This window comes from Mycobacterium sp. NGS64 (assembly GCF_059812245.1).
Genome location: NZ_JCALCI010000001.1, coordinates 1,347,393 through 1,364,077, shown reverse-complemented (window position 1 = coordinate 1,364,077; position 16,685 = coordinate 1,347,393). Strand labels below are relative to the sequence as shown.

The window sequence follows — 16,685 nt, the reverse complement described above, 5'->3', positions numbered from 1 at the left end:
GCTAGCGTCACCGCCATCGGATTCACGCAACGGGGAGGTAAGGCATGTCGTTCGTCATTGCGGCGCCGGAGTTCATGTCAACGGCGGCTTCGGATCTGGCCAACATCGGCCAGGCGCTGGGTGAGGCCCACGCCGCGGCCGCGGTCCCGACGTCGAACGTGCTGGCGGCCGCCGGCGACGAGGTGTCGGCGGCCATCGCCTCGTTATTCGGGGCGCACGGGCAGGCCTACCAGACGCTCAGCGCCCAGGCCGCCCAGTTCCACCAGCAATTCGTCGGGCTGATGAACGCCGGTGTGGCGCAGTACGTCGGCGCCGAGGCCGCCAACGCCAACCCCCTGCAAACCCTCGAGCAAGACGTGCTCGGGGTGATCAACGAGCCCACCGAGATACTGCTGGGACGCCCGCTGATCGGCAACGGCGCCAACGGGGTGACCAACGCCCAGGGCATCGGGACCCCGGGCCAGGCCGGCGGCATCCTGTGGGGCAACGGCGGCAACGGCGGCAACAGCACGGCCAGCGGTGTGGCCGGCGGCGCCGGCGGGGCCGCCGGGCTGTTCGGTCGCGGCGGCGACGGCGGCAGCGGTGCATTCGGGGGCGGAAACGGAGGGAGCGGCGGGGCCGGCGGCCTCATCGACGGTGCCGGCGGCAACGGCGGCGCGGCCGGCAGTGCACGGGGGACCGGCGGCGTCGGCGGCGCCGGCGGGTCGGCCGGCCTGTTCGGCGCCGGCGGGTTCGGCGGCGCCGGCGGCGGCGGCGGCGCCAACGGCAGCGGCGGCGCCGGCGGCGCCGGCGGCAACGGTGGCTTGCTCTACGGCAACGGCGGTGGCGGCGGCCTTGGCGGCGCGGGTGTAGACAACGGCGGCGCCGGAGGCGCCGGAGGGCACGGCGGCGTCCTCGCGGGCGACGGTGGCGCCGGCGGCGGGGGCGGCGAAGCGACCGACCCGGTCAACGCACCCGTAGGCGGCCGGGGAGGCAACGGCGGTACAGCCGGCGCCCTGTTCGGCAACGGCGGAGTGGGCGGTCCCGGCGGGGGCGCCCTCAACGGAGGGGCCGGCGGCAACGGCGGAGGGGCCGCGCTGTTCGGTAACGGCGGCGGCGGTGGCAATGGCAGCGGCGGCGTCGGCGGCGGCGCCGGCGGCGCCGGCGGCAACGCCGTACTGGTGGGCAACGGAGGCGACGGCGGCAACGGCGGGACCGGCATCACCAATGGCCACGGCGGCCCCGGCGGCACGGGAGGGCTGCTGTTCGGCGCGCACGGCACAAACGGCACCAGCTGAGCCGAAAACAGTAGGGAAATCCCTGATTCGCGCCGATGCTCGCGATCGCTAGCGTCACCGGCATACGGCCCGAGGGATAGGTGGGGTGACATGTCGTTTGTTGTTGCGGCGCCGGAGTTCATGTCGACGGCGGCATCGGATCTGGCCAACATCGAGTCGGCACTGCGCTCCGCGCACGCCGCGGCCGCGGGGCCGACGTCGAACGTGTTGGCGGCGGCCGGCGACGAGGTGTCGGCGGCCATCGCCTCGTTATTCGGGGCGCACGGGCAGGCCTACCAGGCGCTCAGCGCCCAGGCTGCCCAGTTCCACCAGCAATTCGTCGGGCTGATGAACGCCGGCGTGGCGCAGTACGCCGGCACCGAGGCCGCCAATACCGGCCCGCTGCAGACCCTCGAGCAAGACATCCTCGGAGTAATCAACGAGCCCACCGAGATACTGCTGGGACGCCCCCTGATCGGCAACGGCGCCGACGGCACAACGAACGCCCAAGGCATCGGCAGCCCGGGTCAGGCGGGCGGGATCCTGTGGGGCAACGGCGGCAACGGCGGCAACAGCACCGCTCTCGGAGTGGCCGGCGGCGCCGGCGGGGCCGCCGGGCTGTTCGGGAACGGCGGCAACGGCGGCGGCGGCGGTCTAGCAGGCGGAAGTGGCGGGGCCGGCGGGACCGGCGGCCTCATCTACGGCGCCGGCGGCAACGGGGGGCTGGGCGGCTCCGGCTTGTTCGGGAACTCCGGCGTCGGCGGCGTCGGCGGGTCGGCCGGCCTGTTCGGTAACGGCGGGATTGGCGGCGTCGGCGGCGAAGGCCTAGGGGACGACGGCGCCGCCGGTGGTGCGGGCGGCAACGGTGGCTTGATCTACGGCAACGGCGGCGCCGGCGGGGCCGGCGGCCACGGAGGCAATAACAGCGGCGGCGGGGCCGGCGGCAATGGGGGGCACGGCGGCGGCCTCGCCGGCAGCGGCGGCGCCGGCGGCGCCGGCGGCGATACGTCCGTCGTGAACGGCATTTCTGGCGGCCACGGCGGCAACGGCGGCGCGGCCGGCTTGTTGTTCGGCGACGGCGGGTTCGGCGGCACCGGCGGGACCTCCTTGAATTCGGGCGACGGCGGCAACGGCGGACAGGCCGCCCTCTTCGGCAACGGCGGTGGCGGCGGCGCCGGTGGCGGCGGCGTCGGCCCGGGTAATGGCGGCAGCGGCGGCAACGCCCAGCTGGTCGGCAATGGGGGCAGCGGCGGCGACGGCGGAATCGGCATCGTCCACGGCCACGGCGGCCCCGGCGGCACGGGCGGATTATTGTTCGGCGCGCACGGTGCCAACGGCACCAGCTAAGCCAGGACGGCCAGTTCCTTAGGGAACCGCGTCAGCAGTTCGGGGCCATGCCCATCGGCGCCGTCCGGCACGACGAGCGTGTCCTCGATGCGCACCCCGCCGCGGCCGGGCAGATAGACGCCGGGCTCGACGGTGACCACCGACCCCGCCAGCAGCGTGCCGGTGGAGGTGGCGCCGATCCCGGGGGCCTCGTGGATCTGCAGGCCCACGCCGTGCCCCAGGCCGTGGCCGAACTGCTCGGCGTACCCGGCGTCGGCGATCAGCTGGCGCGCGGCGCCGTCGACCTCGCGCAGGTTGGCGCCGGGCTTGAGCGCCTCCCGGCCGGCCCGCTGCGCGTCGGCGACCAGCTGGTAGATCTCCAGCTGCCAGTCGGCGGCCTTGCCGAGCACGAATGTGCGGGTCATGTCGGAGTGGTAGCCGGCGACCAGGGCGCCGAAGTCGATCTTGACGAAGTCGCCGTCGTCCAGCACCGCGTCGGTTGGGCGGTGGTGCGGGATGGCCGAATTCGGCCCGGCGGCCACGATGGTCTCGAACGAGATCGCGTCCGCGCCGTGGTCGAGCATCAGCGACTCCAGCTCGCGGCTCACCTCGCGTTCGGTCCGGCCGGGCCGCAGGCCGCCGCGCGCCACCAGATCGGTCAGCGCGGCGTCGGCCGCCTCGCAGGCCAGGCGCAGCAGCGCGACCTCTCCCGCGTCCTTGACCTCGCGCAATCCCTCGACGGTCCCGGCGGCCCGCACCAACTCGGTCGATCCCTTGTGCTCCTCGATCTCGCTCGTCAGCGCGTCGAAGCCGTCGACGGTGACCACGTTGCTCTCGAAGCCCAGCTTGCCGACGGCGGCGCCGGCGGCCCGGCCCGCCAGGTAACGGCCGACGGCCCGCTCGATGGCGACCTCGAGGTCGGGCGCCTGCTCGGCGGCCTGGGTGCGGTACCGGCCGTCGGTGGCCAGCACGGGTTCGCGGTCGTCGGCAAACACCAGCAACGCGCCGTTCGATCCTGAGAAACCGGACAGGTACCGCACGTTGACCAGGTCCGTGACCAGCATCGCGTCCAGCCCGCTGGCCCCGATCTGCGCTTTCAGCTTTTCTCGGCGCTGGGAATGTGTCACGACCCTTGACGGTACTCGCTAGGCTTTCCCTTCATGAGGAACTGGATCCTGCGCGGATTGGTGTTCGCCGCCGCGATGGTCGTCGTCCGTTTGATACAAGGTGCACTGATCAACGCGTGGCAAACACAGGCCGGGCTGATCAGCGTCGTGCTGCTGCTCTTGTTCGTGATCGGCGTCGTCGTGTGGGGGGTGCTCGACGGTCGGGCGGACGCCAAGGCACAGCCGGATCCGGACCGCCGACAGGATCTGGCGATGACGTGGCTGCTGGCCGGCCTGTTGGCCGGCATCCTCAGCGGCGCCGTCTCCTGGCTCATCGCGCTCGCGTACTCCGGCCTGTACACCGGGGGCCTGATCAACGAGGTGACGACGTTCGCGGCCTTCACCGCGCTGCTCGTCTTCCTCCCCGGGATCATCGGTGTGGCCGTCGGCCGCTGGAGGATCGACCGCAACCCGCCGCCCCGCCCCCACGGGGAGGGCGACGAACGGGCCGACACCGACGTCTTCTCGGCCGTCCGCGGCGACGAGGCGCCGACCGGCGAGATTCCCACCGCGGGAGCCCAGCACGAGGAGCGGACCGCTTCGGTCGCCACGGCCGAGCGCGACGCGCCCACGGAATCCATCCCGACGACCCAGGACGACGCCAAGACCGAGGTGATCCGCACCGACGCCGACGCCAGGCATACCCAGCCGGGCTCGGAACCTGAAAAGCGCTAACCGGCCTCTGCGAGGTAGCGCAGGGCGAGCAGGTAGCCCTGGATGCCCAGCCCGACGATCACGCCGGTCGCGACCGGGCTGATGTAGGAGTGGCGCCGAAACTCCTCGCGGGCATGCACGTTGGAGATGTGCACCTCGATCAAGGGCGCGCTCAGTTCTGCGCACGCATCCCGCAGCGCCACCGACGTGTGGGTCAGGCCGCCGGCGTTGAGGATCACCGGCTCTCCGGCGTCGGCCGCCGCATGGATCCAGTCCAGCAGCTGCGCTTCGTTATCGCTCTGCCGCACAACGACTTTCAGCCCCAGGGCGGCGGCTTCGCGCTCGATCAGCGCCGCCAGCTGGTCATGCGTGGTGTCGCCGTACACGTCGGGCTCGCGCCGGCCCAGCCGGCCCAGGTTCGGACCGTTGATCACGTTCACCGTCATCGCGCCTCCAGCCCCGAGTAGGCCGCCGCCAGCAGCGACGGGTCCGGCCCGGTCAGCCGGCCCGGCTTCCCGAGCCCGTCGAGGACGACGAACCGAAGCACGCCGGCGCGGGTTTTCTTGTCCCCAGCCATGTATTCGAGCAACTGCGGCAACGCGTCGGCGTCGTACGTAACCGGCAGGCCGAGCGAGGTCAGGATGCTGCGGTGACGCGCCGCGGTGTCGTCGTCCAGCCGGCCGGCCAGCCGGGCCAGCTCCGCGGCGAACACCAGGCCCACCGACACGGCGGCGCCGTGGCGCCAACGGTAGCGTTCCCGGCGCTCGATCGCGTGCGCCAAAGTGTGGCCGTAGTTGAGGATTTCGCGCAGCTCCGACTCCTTCTCGTCGGCGGCGACGACCTCCGCCTTGACGGCGATCGCGCGCCGGATCAGCTCCGGCAGCACGTCGCCCGCGGGGTCCAGCGCGGCCTGCGGGTCGGCCTCGATGAGGTCGAGGATCACCGGATCGGCGATGAACCCCGCCTTCACCACCTCGGCCATCCCGGCGACGAGTTCGTTGCGCGGCAACGTCTTCAGCGTCTCCAGGTCCACCAGGACGGCCAGCGGCTGATGGAACGCGCCGACCAGGTTCTTGCCGGCGTCGGTGTTGATGCCGGTCTTGCCGCCCACGGCCGCGTCGACCATGCCGAGCAACGTGGTCGGGACGTGGACGATGTCGACGCCGCGCAGCCAGGTCGCCGCCGCGAAACCGGCGACGTCGGTGGCCGCGCCGCCGCCCAGGCTGACCAGGGCGTCCTTGCGGCCGATCCCGATGCGGCCCAACACTTCCCAGATGAATCCGACGACGGGCAGGTCCTTGCCCGCCTCGGCGTCCGGGATCTCGATGCGGTGCGCGTCGATCCCCTTGTCGGCCAGCCGCTTTCGGATCTCCTCGGCGGTGTCGCCCAGTACCGGCTGATGTAGCACCGCGACTCGGTGCCGGCCGGACAGCAGGTTCTCCAGCTCGCCGAGCAGGCCGGCGCCGATCACGACCGGATACGGATCGTCGACGGCCACGTGCACGGTGACCGGCGCGGCGGTCATGTGGCGGCCTCGCTCGGCGTCTGCAACCGGCTCAGGATGTTGCGGACCACGGCCCCGGGATTACGGCGGTTGGTGTCGACCCGGATGGTCGCGACGCGCCGGTACAGCGGGACCCGTTTGGCCATCAGCTCGCGGTATTTCTCGGCGCGGTCCGGGCCGGCCAGCAGCGGCCGCACGGCGGTGCCGCCGGTGCGCCGTACCCCCTCGCGGGCGCCGATCTCCAGGTAGATGACGGTGTGCCCGGCCAGCGCCTCGCACACGCCCGGGCTGGTGACCGCGCCGCCGCCGAGCGAGAGGACGCCGTCGTGCTCGGCCAAAGCCGCGCGCACCACCTGTTCCTCGATGCGGCGGAACTCCTGTTCGCCGTCGGTGGCGAAGATTTCGGGGATGCTGCGGCCGGTCTGCTGCTCGATCGCCACGTCGGTGTCGAGCAGCCCGACCCCGAGCGCCTTGGCCAGCCGCCGCCCGATGGTGGACTTGCCGGAGCCCGGCAGGCCGACGAGCACCGCCTTGGGCGCCATTACGCGGTACCGCGCGCGGCGGGCGATTCCCGGTCGGCGACCGCGCGCCGGTAGGACTCGACGTTGCGGCGGGTCTCGGTCAGCGAGTCGCCGCCGAACTTCTCCAGCGCCGCGCGGGCCAGCACCAGCGCCACCATCGTCTCGACCACGACACCGGCGGCCGGCACCGCGCACACGTCGGAGCGCTGGTGGATCGCGACGGCCTCGTCGCCGGTCGCCATGTCGACGGTGGCCAGGGCGCGCGGGACGGTGGAAATCGGCTTCATCGCGGCCCGCACCCGCAGCGGCTGGCCGTTGGTCATGCCGCCCTCCAGCCCGCCGGCCCGGTTGGTCGAGCGGACGACGCCGTCGGGACCGGGGTACATCTCGTCGTGGGCGCGGCTGCCGCGGCGGCGCGCCGTCTCGAAACCGTCGCCGATCTCGACGCCCTTGATCGCCTGAATGCCCATCACGGCCGCGGCCAGTTGGCTGTCGAGGCGGTTGTCGCCGCTGGTGAACGAGCCGAGCCCGACCGGCAGGCCGAACGCCACCACCTCCACCACGCCGCCGAGGGTGTCGCCGTCCTTCTTGGCCGCCTCGATCTCGGCGATCATGGCTTCCTCGGCCGCCTTGTCATATGCGCGGACCGGGCTGTCGTCGATCGCGGGCAGGTCCTCGGGGCGCGGCGGCGGGCCGTCGTAGGGCTTTGACGGGCCGATCGCGATGACGTGGGAGAGGACCTCGACGCCGAGCGCCTGCCGCAGGAACGAGCGGGCCACGGTCCCGGCGGCCACGCGAGCGGCGGTCTCGCGGGCGCTGGCCCGCTCCAGCACCGGCCGGGCGTCGTCGAAGCCGTACTTGAGCATGCCCGCGTAGTCGGCGTGGCCCGGCCGCGGCCGGGTCAGCGGTTCGTTGCGGGCGCTGTTGGTCAGTTCGGCCGGGTCCACCGGGTCGGTGGCCATCACGGTTTCCCACTTCGGCCACTCGGTGTTGCCGATCTCGATCGCGATGGGCCCGCCGAGGGTGACGCCGTGGCGGATGCCGGACAGGATGGTCACCGCGTCGCGCTCGAACTTCATCCGCGCGCCGCGGCCGTAGCCCAGGCGGCGGCGGGCCAGCTGATCGGCGATCTCGGTCGAGGTGACGTCGACGCCGGCGACCATGCCTTCCACCACGGCCACCAGCGCGCGACCATGGGATTCTCCGGCGGTGATCCAGCGCAACACCCGGCCATTCTCCCATGTGGGTCGTCGCGAACTTAAATCCGAGAGGTCACGGCGAGATCGACGTTGGCGCGTCAGCCGAGGAGATGCTCCGTGAACGCCTCAATGGCCAACTGAGCATCAGCAGCCGCCGTTGTCGCGTCCAGATCGGGGTGGTCCGTCGTGATCTGCGCGACGTAAGCCTCGGTGCCCTGGGAACCCCCATCCTCGAAATTGGCCTGCAGATCCAGCACCCACGTGCGAATCGCACCGATCGCATCAGGGAACACCGCGAGCACCCGCGCCGCGGCCGCGGCGGGGTCGCCGTAGTCGTTGTGCAACAGCACGAACGCGATGTCGTACCAGTCCTTCGGTTTGCGTCGCCCATGCGCTGCGGCCATCTTGGCGACGAGAAAGCCTGCCAACCCGGCGACCTTTATCTCAGCGTTGAGCAAGGTTCCGTGATCCTTGGCGCTGATCTTGTGAATCATGGTGTCCCGGGCCGCGTAACCCGTTCCGCGCAGGTTCACTGCCCCCAATTGATCGCATTCGACGAACTCGACGGTCGCCTCATTTGGCTGGTCATCGAGGTCGGCGAGCAGCTCGAACTTGATGACGGTAGGCGAGTCGACGAGTTTCCACCGCCAGACGTGCTCGCCCCCCGGCTCGAATTCGGCGTTCCGCAGTGCCTTTTCGAGGCGACCAGCCTCGACCGCGCCCCCGGCAATCTCCAGGTCTACCTGGACGTCGACGTCCGTCGTTCCGGCGTGTCGCTGACCCGAACGAGCGCACAACAACCCGGGCACGAGACCGCCGAGCAGGACGAACTCAGGGGTTCCGCCGTAATGGTGTACCACGCGCACGAGGGCAAGTTCGGCGGCTCGCCGGCCCGCTTCGGACCGCTCAGATTCTTCATCAATCATCGGACATTTGCTCCTCACGTAGGTGCTGCGCGGCGTCTTCGCCGCGCACGCCGGTCGTGCGGAGGTCCGCGTAAACACGCGGCCACAACATCGACCGCAAACCGTGGACGTGGTCGACCATGGTGAGCTTGTCACCGGCCGGCGTTGGGAACGGGCGCAACAGGAGCCGGCCGCCGTCGATCGGTTTCAGTCCCGCGGCGAAGGCCACTCGACCAAGATCACTCGGCGTCCGTCCCGCCACGTAGATCTCAAGGGGACTGATTTCGGTCTGCAACGGAGCCAGCACCCGCGCCGACAACGCACCGGTCGCCGCCCACGCGATTCCGTTGCGTGCCATCGCCTTACCGAAGTCAACGGCGTCCGCGACCGGGTGACGCCAGAGAATTCCCACTCGCAATGACAGCGGCGATCGCAACCGCTCCGCCGCGATCGCGTATGCGTCCAGCAGCGCGTCGCGGTCAACGACACGACGGGCTGAAGCCGGCCCCCGTGCCACGGCGCTTTCCAGGTGTCCGTCATTCTCGAGGAACTTCAACGCTGCGGCCGCCGAGCCCATCGAGATGCCCGTCGCCTCCACGACCGAGGAGACGGTCGGTTCAGCAGCGCCGGCCAGCAGCGCCTCGCACGCCGCGAGGGCCGCGGGTCGCCAGCCCAGCCTGGTATCGAGCGGCATCGGCGGGGTGCCCTTTGTCTGGACCACGATGGTCGTTCCTGTTGACGGGTTGCGGTAATAGATGTCGGCGGCCCCCGACTCGTCGACCCAGCCCACACCGGCATCGTGCGCCGCCGCCCGGGCTCCAGGCGACATGGAAGGTGCAACCAAGATTTCGGGCTTGGGCTGGTCATGTAATGCCGCGGCAACCTGGTGAGGAAAACCCACGGGTAGCCATCGCACAAGGAACTCCGCGTCGTCGAGCTTCACAATCACGTCATGGTGGGGGCTTTCCGGGTGCCGTGTGCCGTCCAGCGCACGGCGCATCACCGTTTGTAATGCGCTCACGGCTCGTTCGTCCCAGGACATGTTTCCCAGCATACTTCACTCAAACACCGTACTTCAATGGAACAGTGAAGTTTGCTGTTTTATTGAAGTATATGCCTTGAGGGATGCCCTGCATCAGGGAAGATGTGGCAAGGCTCGGACCACTTGGCAGGCTGGTTCGCGGACGGTGGTGAACTTCTATCTGACCCCCTACCCGCCACGTCGATTTCGACGCCCGGCTACTAGCCGAACAGCCCCCACCCCGCCGCGCCCGCCGTGGCCAGGCACATCGACGGGCCGTGCGGCACGGTGCGCGCGCCGCGCACCAGCGCGACCACCCCGGCCAGCGCCGTGAACAGCGGCGCGCCCAGCGCCGCCAGGAACCACACGTCCGGGCCGAAACAGCCGGCCAGGCCGCCCAGCCCAATCGCCAGCTTGACGTCGCCGGCCCCCATCGCCGCCGGGGCAACGAGGTGGACCGCCAGGTACACCCCGGTCAACGCCGCCGCGCCGGCCACCGCGGGCAGCCCGCGACCGGTCAGGGCGGCGACCAGCAGGATGACGGCGGCCCCGGGCAGGGTCAGCGCGTTGGGCAGCCGGCGCCGCCGGACGTCGTAGGCGGTCAGCGCGCCCATCCACAGCAACACCACGCCGGCCGCCATGAAGCGGCAGGCTAGCGCAGCGCCGCCTCCATCGCCGCTCGCGGCGCCGGCAGCCCGGTGAACTGTTCCACCTGGGAAAACGCCTGGTGCAGCAGCATCTGCAGGCCGTCGATCACCCGGCCGCCCGCCGCGCCCACCGCCGCCGCCAGCGGCGTCGGCCACGGGTCGTAGACGGCGTCCAGCAGCACCGGGATCGCGGCGAACACGCCGGCGTACCGCGCGGCCACGTCCGCGGGGATGGTGCTGACCAGCACCTGCGCGCCCGCCACCTCGTCGGCCAGCCCGCCGTCGTCCAGGCCGCAGAACCGGGTCTCGACGCCGACACGGGCGCCGAGGTCCACCAGCCGGGCGGCCTTGTCCGGATCCCGCGCGACGACGGTGATGCCGGTGACGCCGAGCTCGGCCAGGCCGACGACGGCCGCCGGCGCGGTGCCGCCCGATCCACAGACCAGCGCCCATCCCGAGGCCGACCCAATGGCCCCGGAGACCCCGTCGACGTCGGTGTTGTCGGCCCGCCAGCCCGCCGCGGTGCGCACCAGGGTGTTGGCGGAGCCGACCAGGGCCGCGCGCTCGGTGTGCTCGTCGGCGAATCGCAGCGCGGCGAATTTGCCCGGCATGGTCACCGACACCCCGACCCACTCCGGCGCCAAACCGCCGACGACGGCGGGCAACTCCTCGGCACCGCATTCGATGCGGTCGTAAGTCCAGTCGTTCAGGCCCAGCGCCCGGTACGCGGCCAGGTGCAGGTCAGGGGACTTCGAATGGGCGATGGGGCGCCCGAGCACCCCCGCCTTTCTAGCGGGGCGTGCTGTCGAGGACACCGTTGTGCTTAGCCAGCTCGATATTGGCCAAATGCTGTTGATAGTCCTTGGTGAACAGCGTCGTGCCCTGCGCATCGATGGTGACGAAGTACAGCCAGTCCCCCGGCTCCGGATGCTCGGCCGCGCGCAGCGCGTCGACGCCGGGCGAACAGATCGCCGTGGCGGGCAGCCCCTGCGACACGTAGGTGTTCCACGGGGTCCGCTGGGCGCGGTCGGCGTCGGAGGTGGCGACCTCGCGGCGGTCCAGTGGATAGTTCACGGTCGAGTCGAATTCCAGCGTGTGGTGGGCGTGCAGGCGGTTGTAGATCACCTGCGCCACCTTCGCGAAGTCCTGCGAATTGGATTCCTGCTGCACCAGCGAGGCGACCACCAGGATGTCGTAGGGCGACACCCCCCTGGCCTGTGCGGAATCCAGCAGCCCGGACTTCATGTACTCCACGGCGCCCGCGCTGATCAGGCTGGTCAAGATGCTTTCGGCCGACGACGCGGGGTCGACGTTGAAGGTCCCCGGCGCGATCAGTCCCTCGATGCGGCGGTGGTCCTTGCCCAGCTCGGTCACCGGCTCGACGGCCCACGGCGGCACCGCCAGCGTCGTGGGCGCACTGTCGGAGGCCGCGGCGCGCAGGTCGTCGACCGACACGCAGCGCTTGGTGCCGTCGAGGTCCACGCAGGTGGCGCGGGAGATCAACGAGAAGATGCCGGGATTCACCACGTTGGTCTTCATGTCGGTGGTGTCGTCGAGCTGACGTCCCTCGGGTATGACCAGCCGCCCCACCCGGTTGTTCGGGTCGGCCAGCCGCGCGACGGCGTTGGCCGCCGGGATCTCGGTGCGCATCCGGTAGTAGCCGGGCTGGATCGAGTTGATCGCGGCGTTGCCATGCGCGGCGTTGACGAACGCGCGGACCGTCGCGACCACTCCCTGGCTGTGCAGCGTCTCGCCGACCATGGTGGTCGAGTCGCCGTCCTGGACGTGAATCACGATGTCGCGCTTGCCATTTCCGCTGTAGTCGTCACCGGAGCCGAACACCGTGTTCCACAGCCGGGTGCCGACGAAGACGACGGTCACCATGACCACGACGGACAGCACGAGGACGATCCGGCCGACGAGGCGCTTACGCCGCTTGCGCTGTGCCGCACGGTTGCGGGCAACCCGGCTCGTCCGGCGCCGCGACGACCCGACCGCCTCGGGCTCGGCGCGCTGGCCGCGGGCGCTGTCAACCATCGGTGGGACCCCCGGTCGCCGCGCGACGCTGGTCGAGCCAGCTCTGCAGGATCGCCACCGCCGCGGCCTGGTCTATCACCGCGCGCTGCTCTCGGGCCCGCACCCCCGCGGCGCGCAGCGACCGCTGGGCGCTCACGGTGGTCAGCCGCTCGTCGGCCAGCCGGACCGGCGTCGGGGCGATCCGCCGGGCCAGCGTCTCGGCCAGTTCGATCGCGTCCACCGCCGACGGCCCGGTGCGGTCGGCCAGGGTGCGCGGCAGCCCGACGATCACCTCGACGGCCTCCAGCTCGGCGGCCAGCTCGGCCAGCCGGCGCACGTGCCTGCCGGAACGGTCGCGGCGCACCGTCTCCACCGGGGTGGCCAGGATGCCGTCGGGGTCGCTGGCGGCCACGCCGATGCGCACGCTGCCCACGTCGATGCCGAGCCGTCGCCCCCGTCCGGGATCCTGATCAGGGTCGCCGGGCCGGTCCGGGAGGCGGTGCTGTGTCAAGACCACTCAACCGACCCGCGCGATCTCGGAACGCACCGCGTCGAGGGCCGCGTCGATGCCGGTCGGGTCCTTCCCCGACCCCTGCGCCAGGTCGGCCTTGCCGCCGCCGCGGCCGTCGACGGCCCCGGCAAGCTGCTTGATCAGCTCGTTGGCACGCAGACCGAGGTCCTGGGCGGCGGCGTTGACGGCGACCGCGTAGGGCACTGAATTGCCCTCTCCTTCGGAGATCAGCGCCACCACCGCCGGATCGCTGCCCAGCTTGCCCCGGATGTCGCCGACCAGGGAGCGCAGGTCGCCCGCCGTCATCCCGCTCGACATCCGCTGCGCCACCACACGCACGTTACCGATCCGCTCGGCGCCGGCCGCGGCGTTGGTCGCGGCGGCCCGCGCGCCCGCGAGCCGGGCACGTTCGAGTTCCTTCTCGGCGGCCTTGAGCCGGTCCACCAGGTTGGCGACCCGGGCCGGCACCTCCTCGGACGGCACCTTCAGCGACGACGCCAGCCCGGCCATCAGCGCGCGCTCCTTGGCCAGGTGGCGGAACGACTCCAGCCCGACGTAGGCCTCCACCCGCCGGATCCCGGAACCGATCGACGACTCGCCCAGGATGGTGACCGGCCCGATCTGCGCCGAGTTGTGCACGTGGGTTCCGCCGCACAGCTCCAGGGAGAACGGCCCGCCGATCTCCACCACGCGAACCTCGTCGGGATAGGCCTCGCCGAACAGCGCCATCGCCCCCATCGCCTTGGCCTTCTCCAGCTGCTCGGTGAAGGTGTGCACCTCGAAGTCGGCCTGCACCGCCTCGTTGGTGACCTCCTCGATCTGGGTGCGCTGCTCCTCCGTCAGGGGGCCCTGCCAGTTGAAGTCGAAACGCAGGTAGCCCGGCCGGTTCAGCGATCCCGCCTGAACGGCATTGGGCCCCAACACCTGTCGCAGTGCCGCGTGCACCATGTGGGTGCCCGAGTGACCCTGGGTGGCGCCGCGGCGCCAGCCCGGATCCACCGCGGCGACGACCGTGTCGCCCTCCACGAATTCCCCTGACTCGACGTTGACCCGGTGCACCCAAAGGGTTTTGGCGATCTTCTGCACATCGGTGACGGCCGCGCGGGCGCTCTCGTTGGCGCCGGTTCCGCTGATGCTGCCCTCGTCGGCGATCTGGCCGCCCGACTCGGCGTAGAGCGGGGTGCGGTCCAGCACCAGCTCCACCCGGTCCGCGCCGTCGCCGCCGTGCGCGACGACGGGCACCCGCTTGCCGTCCACGAAGATGCCCAAAACCCTTGCCTCGGAGGTCAACTCGTCGAACCCGGTGAACTCGGTGGGCCCGGCGTCGACCAGCTCGCGATAGGCGCTCAGGTCGGCGTGCGCGTGCTTGCGCGCGGCGGCGTCGGCCTTGGCGCGGCGGCGTTGCTCGGCCATCAGCTCCCGGAAGCCGATCTCGTCGACCTGCAGGCCGGCCTCGGCGGCCATCTCGAGGGTGAGCTCGATCGGGAAGCCGTAGGTGTCGTGCAGGGTGAACGCGTCCGACCCGGACACCACCGTCGCGCCGGTCGCCTTGGTGGCGCCGGCGACGTCCTCGAACAGCTTCGAACCCGAGGCCAACGTGCGGTTGAAGGCGGTCTCCTCGGCGACGGCGATGCGCCGGATCCGGTCGAAATCGGTGACGAGTTCGGGGTACGACGGGCCCATCGAGTCGCGCACGGTGGCCATCAGGTCCCCGACGATCGGCTCCTCGATGCCGAGCAGCTTGGCCGAGCGGATCACCCGGCGCAGCAGCCGGCGCAACACGTAGCCGCGCCCGTCGTTGCCGGGGCTGACGCCGTCGCCGATCAGGATCGCCGCGGTGCGGCTGTGGTCGGCAATGACGCGGTAGCGCACGTCGTCCTCGTGGTTACCGGTGTCGTATCCGCGCGGCGCGCGGGTGGCGACCAGATCGATGACCGGGCGCAGCAGGTCGGTCTCGTACACGTTGTGCACGCCCTGCAGCACGAACGCGACCCGCTCCACGCCCATGCCGGTGTCGATGTTCTTGCGCGGCAACGGCCCCAGGATCTCGAAGTCGGTCTTGGACGTGCCCTCGCCGCGCTCGCTCTGCATGAACACGAGGTTCCACAGCTCGACGTAGCGGTCCTCGTTGGCGATCGGCCCGCCCTCGACGCCGAACTCGGGGCCGCGGTCGTAGTAGATCTCCGACGACGGCCCGCACGGCCCGGGGATGCCCATCGACCAGTAGTTGTCCTCCATGCCGCGGCGCTGGATCCGCTCCGCCGGCAGCCCGGCGATTTCCTGCCACAGCGAGAATGCCTCGTCGTCGTCGAAATAGACCGTGGCCCAGAGCCTTTCGGGATCCAGGCCGTATCCGCCGTCGTCGATCGAATTGGTCAGCAGCGCCCAGGCCAGCTCGACCGCCCGGCGCTTGAAGTAGTCGCCGAACGAGAAATTGCCGGCCATCTGGAAGAAGGTGTTGTGTCGGGTGGTGATGCCCACCTCGTCGATATCGGGGGTGCGGATGCACTTTTGGATGCTGGTGGCCGTCGCGTACGGCGGCGTGCGCGCGCCCAGGAAGAACGGCACGAACTGGACCATGCCGGCGTTGACGAACAGCAGGTTGGGGTCGTCGAGGATCACCGAGGCGCTCGGCACCTCGGTGTGGCCCGCCTTCACGAAGTGATCGAGGAATCGCTTCCTGATCTCGTGTGTCTGCACTTTTAGTCCGCTTCTTCCTAGTTGCTTTGCTTTGCTTCGATCGGGATTCCCAGCCTAGCCAGCTAGCCCTCCAGGAAGCTCAACCGCACCGACCGCCGGGGATTGTCCCGGTTGAGGTCGACCAGCACGATGCTTTGCCAGGTGCCCAGCTGCGGGTCGCCGCTGGCGACCGGCACCGTCACCGACGGCGCGACGATCGCCGGCAGCACGTGGTCGGCGCCGTGGCCCGGCGATCCGTGCGCGTGCCGGTACCGCTCGTCGCGCGGCAACAGCCGTTCCAGCGTGTCGACCAGGTCGTCGTCGGAACCGGCACCGGTCTCGATGATCGCGACCCCGGCCGTGGCATGCGGGACGAACACGTTGCACAGGCCGTCGCCGTAGCTGAAGCAGAACCGGCGCACCGCATCGGTCAGATCGACGATGCGGCGCTGGGCGGTGTCTACCTGCAGCACATCGGTATGCACCCGGTCAAGCCTACGGCGCGCCCAGCGGGACCGGCCAATCGTTTGTGAGGGCTGCCACACCCCCGGGGGGCATTGCCACCGCCGCCTGCCAGGAGGAACGTATCTGGTTGGACCGGTGGCGCCACCGGGGCGCTGCCCCGAACAAAGAGGGGGTGGGTCGTGTACGCACGCTCTACCACTATTCAGGCGCAACCCTCGTCGATCGACGCCGGAATTGCGCACGTTCGCGATGAGGTCATGCCCGCACTGCAAGGCATGCCGGGGTGCGTCGGCGTATCGCTGTTGGTCGACCGGGAGTCGGGCCGGTGCATTGCCACCAGCGCCTGGGAGAGCGATGAGGCCATGCGCGCCAGCGGTGAAACCGTGACGCCGATCCGAGATCGGGCCGCGGAAATGTTCGGCGGCACGGCCGATGTCGCGGAATGGGAGATCGCGGCGCTGCACCGCGATCACCGCGCGCCCGACGGCGCCGGCGTCCGCGCGACCTGGGTCAGGGTGCCGGAGGGCCAAATGGACCAGGGCATCGAGTACTTCAAGTCGTCCGTCCTGCGCCAACTCGAGGACCTCGACGGGTTCTGCAGCGCCAGCCTGCTGGTCGACCGCGCGTCTGGGCGCGGCGTGTCCTCGGTGACGTTCGACAGCCTGGACGCGATGCAGCGCAACCGCGAGCAGGCGACCGCCCTCAAGACCGCGTCGATTCGCGAGGCGGGCGTCGAGGAACTCGACGAGCGCGAGTTCGAGCTGGCGCTGGCACACCTGCGGGTACCCGAGCTCGTCTGATCTCGGTTCGCGCCC

The 16,685-nt window shown here is 70.9% G+C and carries 17 protein-coding genes; 4 read left to right on the top strand and 13 right to left on the bottom strand.

What is annotated here, in order from left to right; genetic code table 11:
• Positions 1-44: 44 nt before the first annotated feature.
• The gene (locus AC5Y4S_RS06865; RefSeq protein WP_500031310.1) at positions 45-1,277 is read left to right on the top strand and encodes a PE family protein; all 1,233 of its coding nucleotides are present in this window, start codon (positions 45-47) and stop codon (positions 1,275-1,277) included.
• Positions 1,278-1,367: 90 nt separating this feature from the next.
• Positions 1,368-2,603, top strand: coding sequence for a PE family protein (locus AC5Y4S_RS06860; protein ID WP_500031308.1), 1,236 nt, complete (start codon positions 1,368-1,370; stop codon positions 2,601-2,603).
• Here the strand turns inward: AC5Y4S_RS06860 and AC5Y4S_RS06855 are convergent.
• Positions 2,600-3,709 (bottom strand): M24 family metallopeptidase, encoded by a 1,110-nt coding sequence (locus tag AC5Y4S_RS06855; protein ID WP_500031307.1) that lies wholly within the window; start codon positions 3,707-3,709, stop codon positions 2,600-2,602. The two genes, AC5Y4S_RS06860 and AC5Y4S_RS06855, sit on opposite strands and share 4 nt — an antisense overlap.
• 33 nt (positions 3,710-3,742) lie before the next feature.
• On the opposite strand from AC5Y4S_RS06855, the gene AC5Y4S_RS06850 reads away from it, so the two are divergent.
• Complete coding sequence (locus tag AC5Y4S_RS06850; protein ID WP_500031306.1) at positions 3,743-4,423, top strand: B-4DMT family transporter; 681 nt, start codon at positions 3,743-3,745, stop codon at positions 4,421-4,423.
• Here the strand turns inward: AC5Y4S_RS06850 and aroQ are convergent.
• From aroQ to AC5Y4S_RS06790, 12 genes are all read right to left on the bottom strand, one after another.
• Complete coding sequence (gene aroQ / locus AC5Y4S_RS06845; protein WP_500031305.1) at positions 4,420-4,848, bottom strand: type II 3-dehydroquinate dehydratase; 429 nt, start codon at positions 4,846-4,848, stop codon at positions 4,420-4,422. The two genes, AC5Y4S_RS06850 and aroQ, sit on opposite strands and share 4 nt — an antisense overlap.
• On the bottom strand, positions 4,845-5,927 hold the full coding sequence (gene aroB, locus AC5Y4S_RS06840) for a 3-dehydroquinate synthase (protein WP_500031303.1): 1,083 nt from the start codon (positions 5,925-5,927) through the stop codon (positions 4,845-4,847). The genes aroQ and aroB overlap by 4 nt, the downstream gene beginning before the upstream one ends.
• Positions 5,924-6,448: a shikimate kinase gene (locus AC5Y4S_RS06835; protein ID WP_500031299.1), complete on the bottom strand. Its 525-nt coding sequence runs from the start codon at positions 6,446-6,448 to the stop codon at positions 5,924-5,926. Before AC5Y4S_RS06835 ends, aroB begins: the two co-directional genes overlap by 4 nt.
• On the bottom strand, positions 6,448-7,653 hold the full coding sequence (gene aroC / locus AC5Y4S_RS06830) for a chorismate synthase (protein ID WP_500031295.1): 1,206 nt from the start codon (positions 7,651-7,653) through the stop codon (positions 6,448-6,450). Before aroC ends, AC5Y4S_RS06835 begins: the two co-directional genes overlap by 1 nt.
• 71 nt (positions 7,654-7,724) lie before the next feature.
• Positions 7,725-8,552: a nucleotidyl transferase AbiEii/AbiGii toxin family protein gene (locus AC5Y4S_RS06825; RefSeq protein ID WP_500031293.1), complete on the bottom strand. Its 828-nt coding sequence runs from the start codon at positions 8,550-8,552 to the stop codon at positions 7,725-7,727.
• Positions 8,545-9,585 (bottom strand): hypothetical protein, encoded by a 1,041-nt coding sequence (locus AC5Y4S_RS06820; RefSeq protein ID WP_500031291.1) that lies wholly within the window; start codon positions 9,583-9,585, stop codon positions 8,545-8,547. Before AC5Y4S_RS06820 ends, AC5Y4S_RS06825 begins: the two co-directional genes overlap by 8 nt.
• Positions 9,586-9,773: 188 nt before the next feature.
• A complete protein-coding gene (locus AC5Y4S_RS06815; protein ID WP_500031289.1) occupies positions 9,774-10,193 on the bottom strand; it encodes a prepilin peptidase in 420 nt (139 codons plus the stop codon).
• An 11-nt stretch (positions 10,194-10,204) separates the two neighbouring features.
• Complete coding sequence (locus AC5Y4S_RS06810) at positions 10,205-11,014, bottom strand: shikimate dehydrogenase (protein WP_500031286.1); 810 nt, start codon at positions 11,012-11,014, stop codon at positions 10,205-10,207.
• On the bottom strand, positions 10,989-12,236 hold the full coding sequence (locus AC5Y4S_RS06805) for an endolytic transglycosylase MltG (protein WP_500031284.1): 1,248 nt from the start codon (positions 12,234-12,236) through the stop codon (positions 10,989-10,991). Before AC5Y4S_RS06805 ends, AC5Y4S_RS06810 begins: the two co-directional genes overlap by 26 nt.
• On the bottom strand, positions 12,229-12,732 hold the full coding sequence (gene ruvX / locus AC5Y4S_RS06800) for a Holliday junction resolvase RuvX (protein ID WP_085189415.1): 504 nt from the start codon (positions 12,730-12,732) through the stop codon (positions 12,229-12,231). Before ruvX ends, AC5Y4S_RS06805 begins: the two co-directional genes overlap by 8 nt.
• Entirely contained in the window at positions 12,733-15,426 is a 2,694-nt protein-coding gene (alaS, locus tag AC5Y4S_RS06795; RefSeq protein WP_500031281.1) for an alanine--tRNA ligase, read from the bottom strand.
• A 62-nt stretch (positions 15,427-15,488) separates the two neighbouring features.
• Complete coding sequence (locus tag AC5Y4S_RS06790) at positions 15,489-15,878, bottom strand: secondary thiamine-phosphate synthase enzyme YjbQ (protein WP_193376520.1); 390 nt, start codon at positions 15,876-15,878, stop codon at positions 15,489-15,491.
• Positions 15,879-16,049: 171 nt separating this feature from the next.
• On the opposite strand from AC5Y4S_RS06790, the gene AC5Y4S_RS06785 reads away from it, so the two are divergent.
• Positions 16,050-16,670, top strand: a complete 621-nt coding sequence (locus AC5Y4S_RS06785; RefSeq protein ID WP_500031279.1) for a putative quinol monooxygenase — start codon at positions 16,050-16,052, stop codon at positions 16,668-16,670.
• Positions 16,671-16,685: the final 15 nt, after the last annotated feature.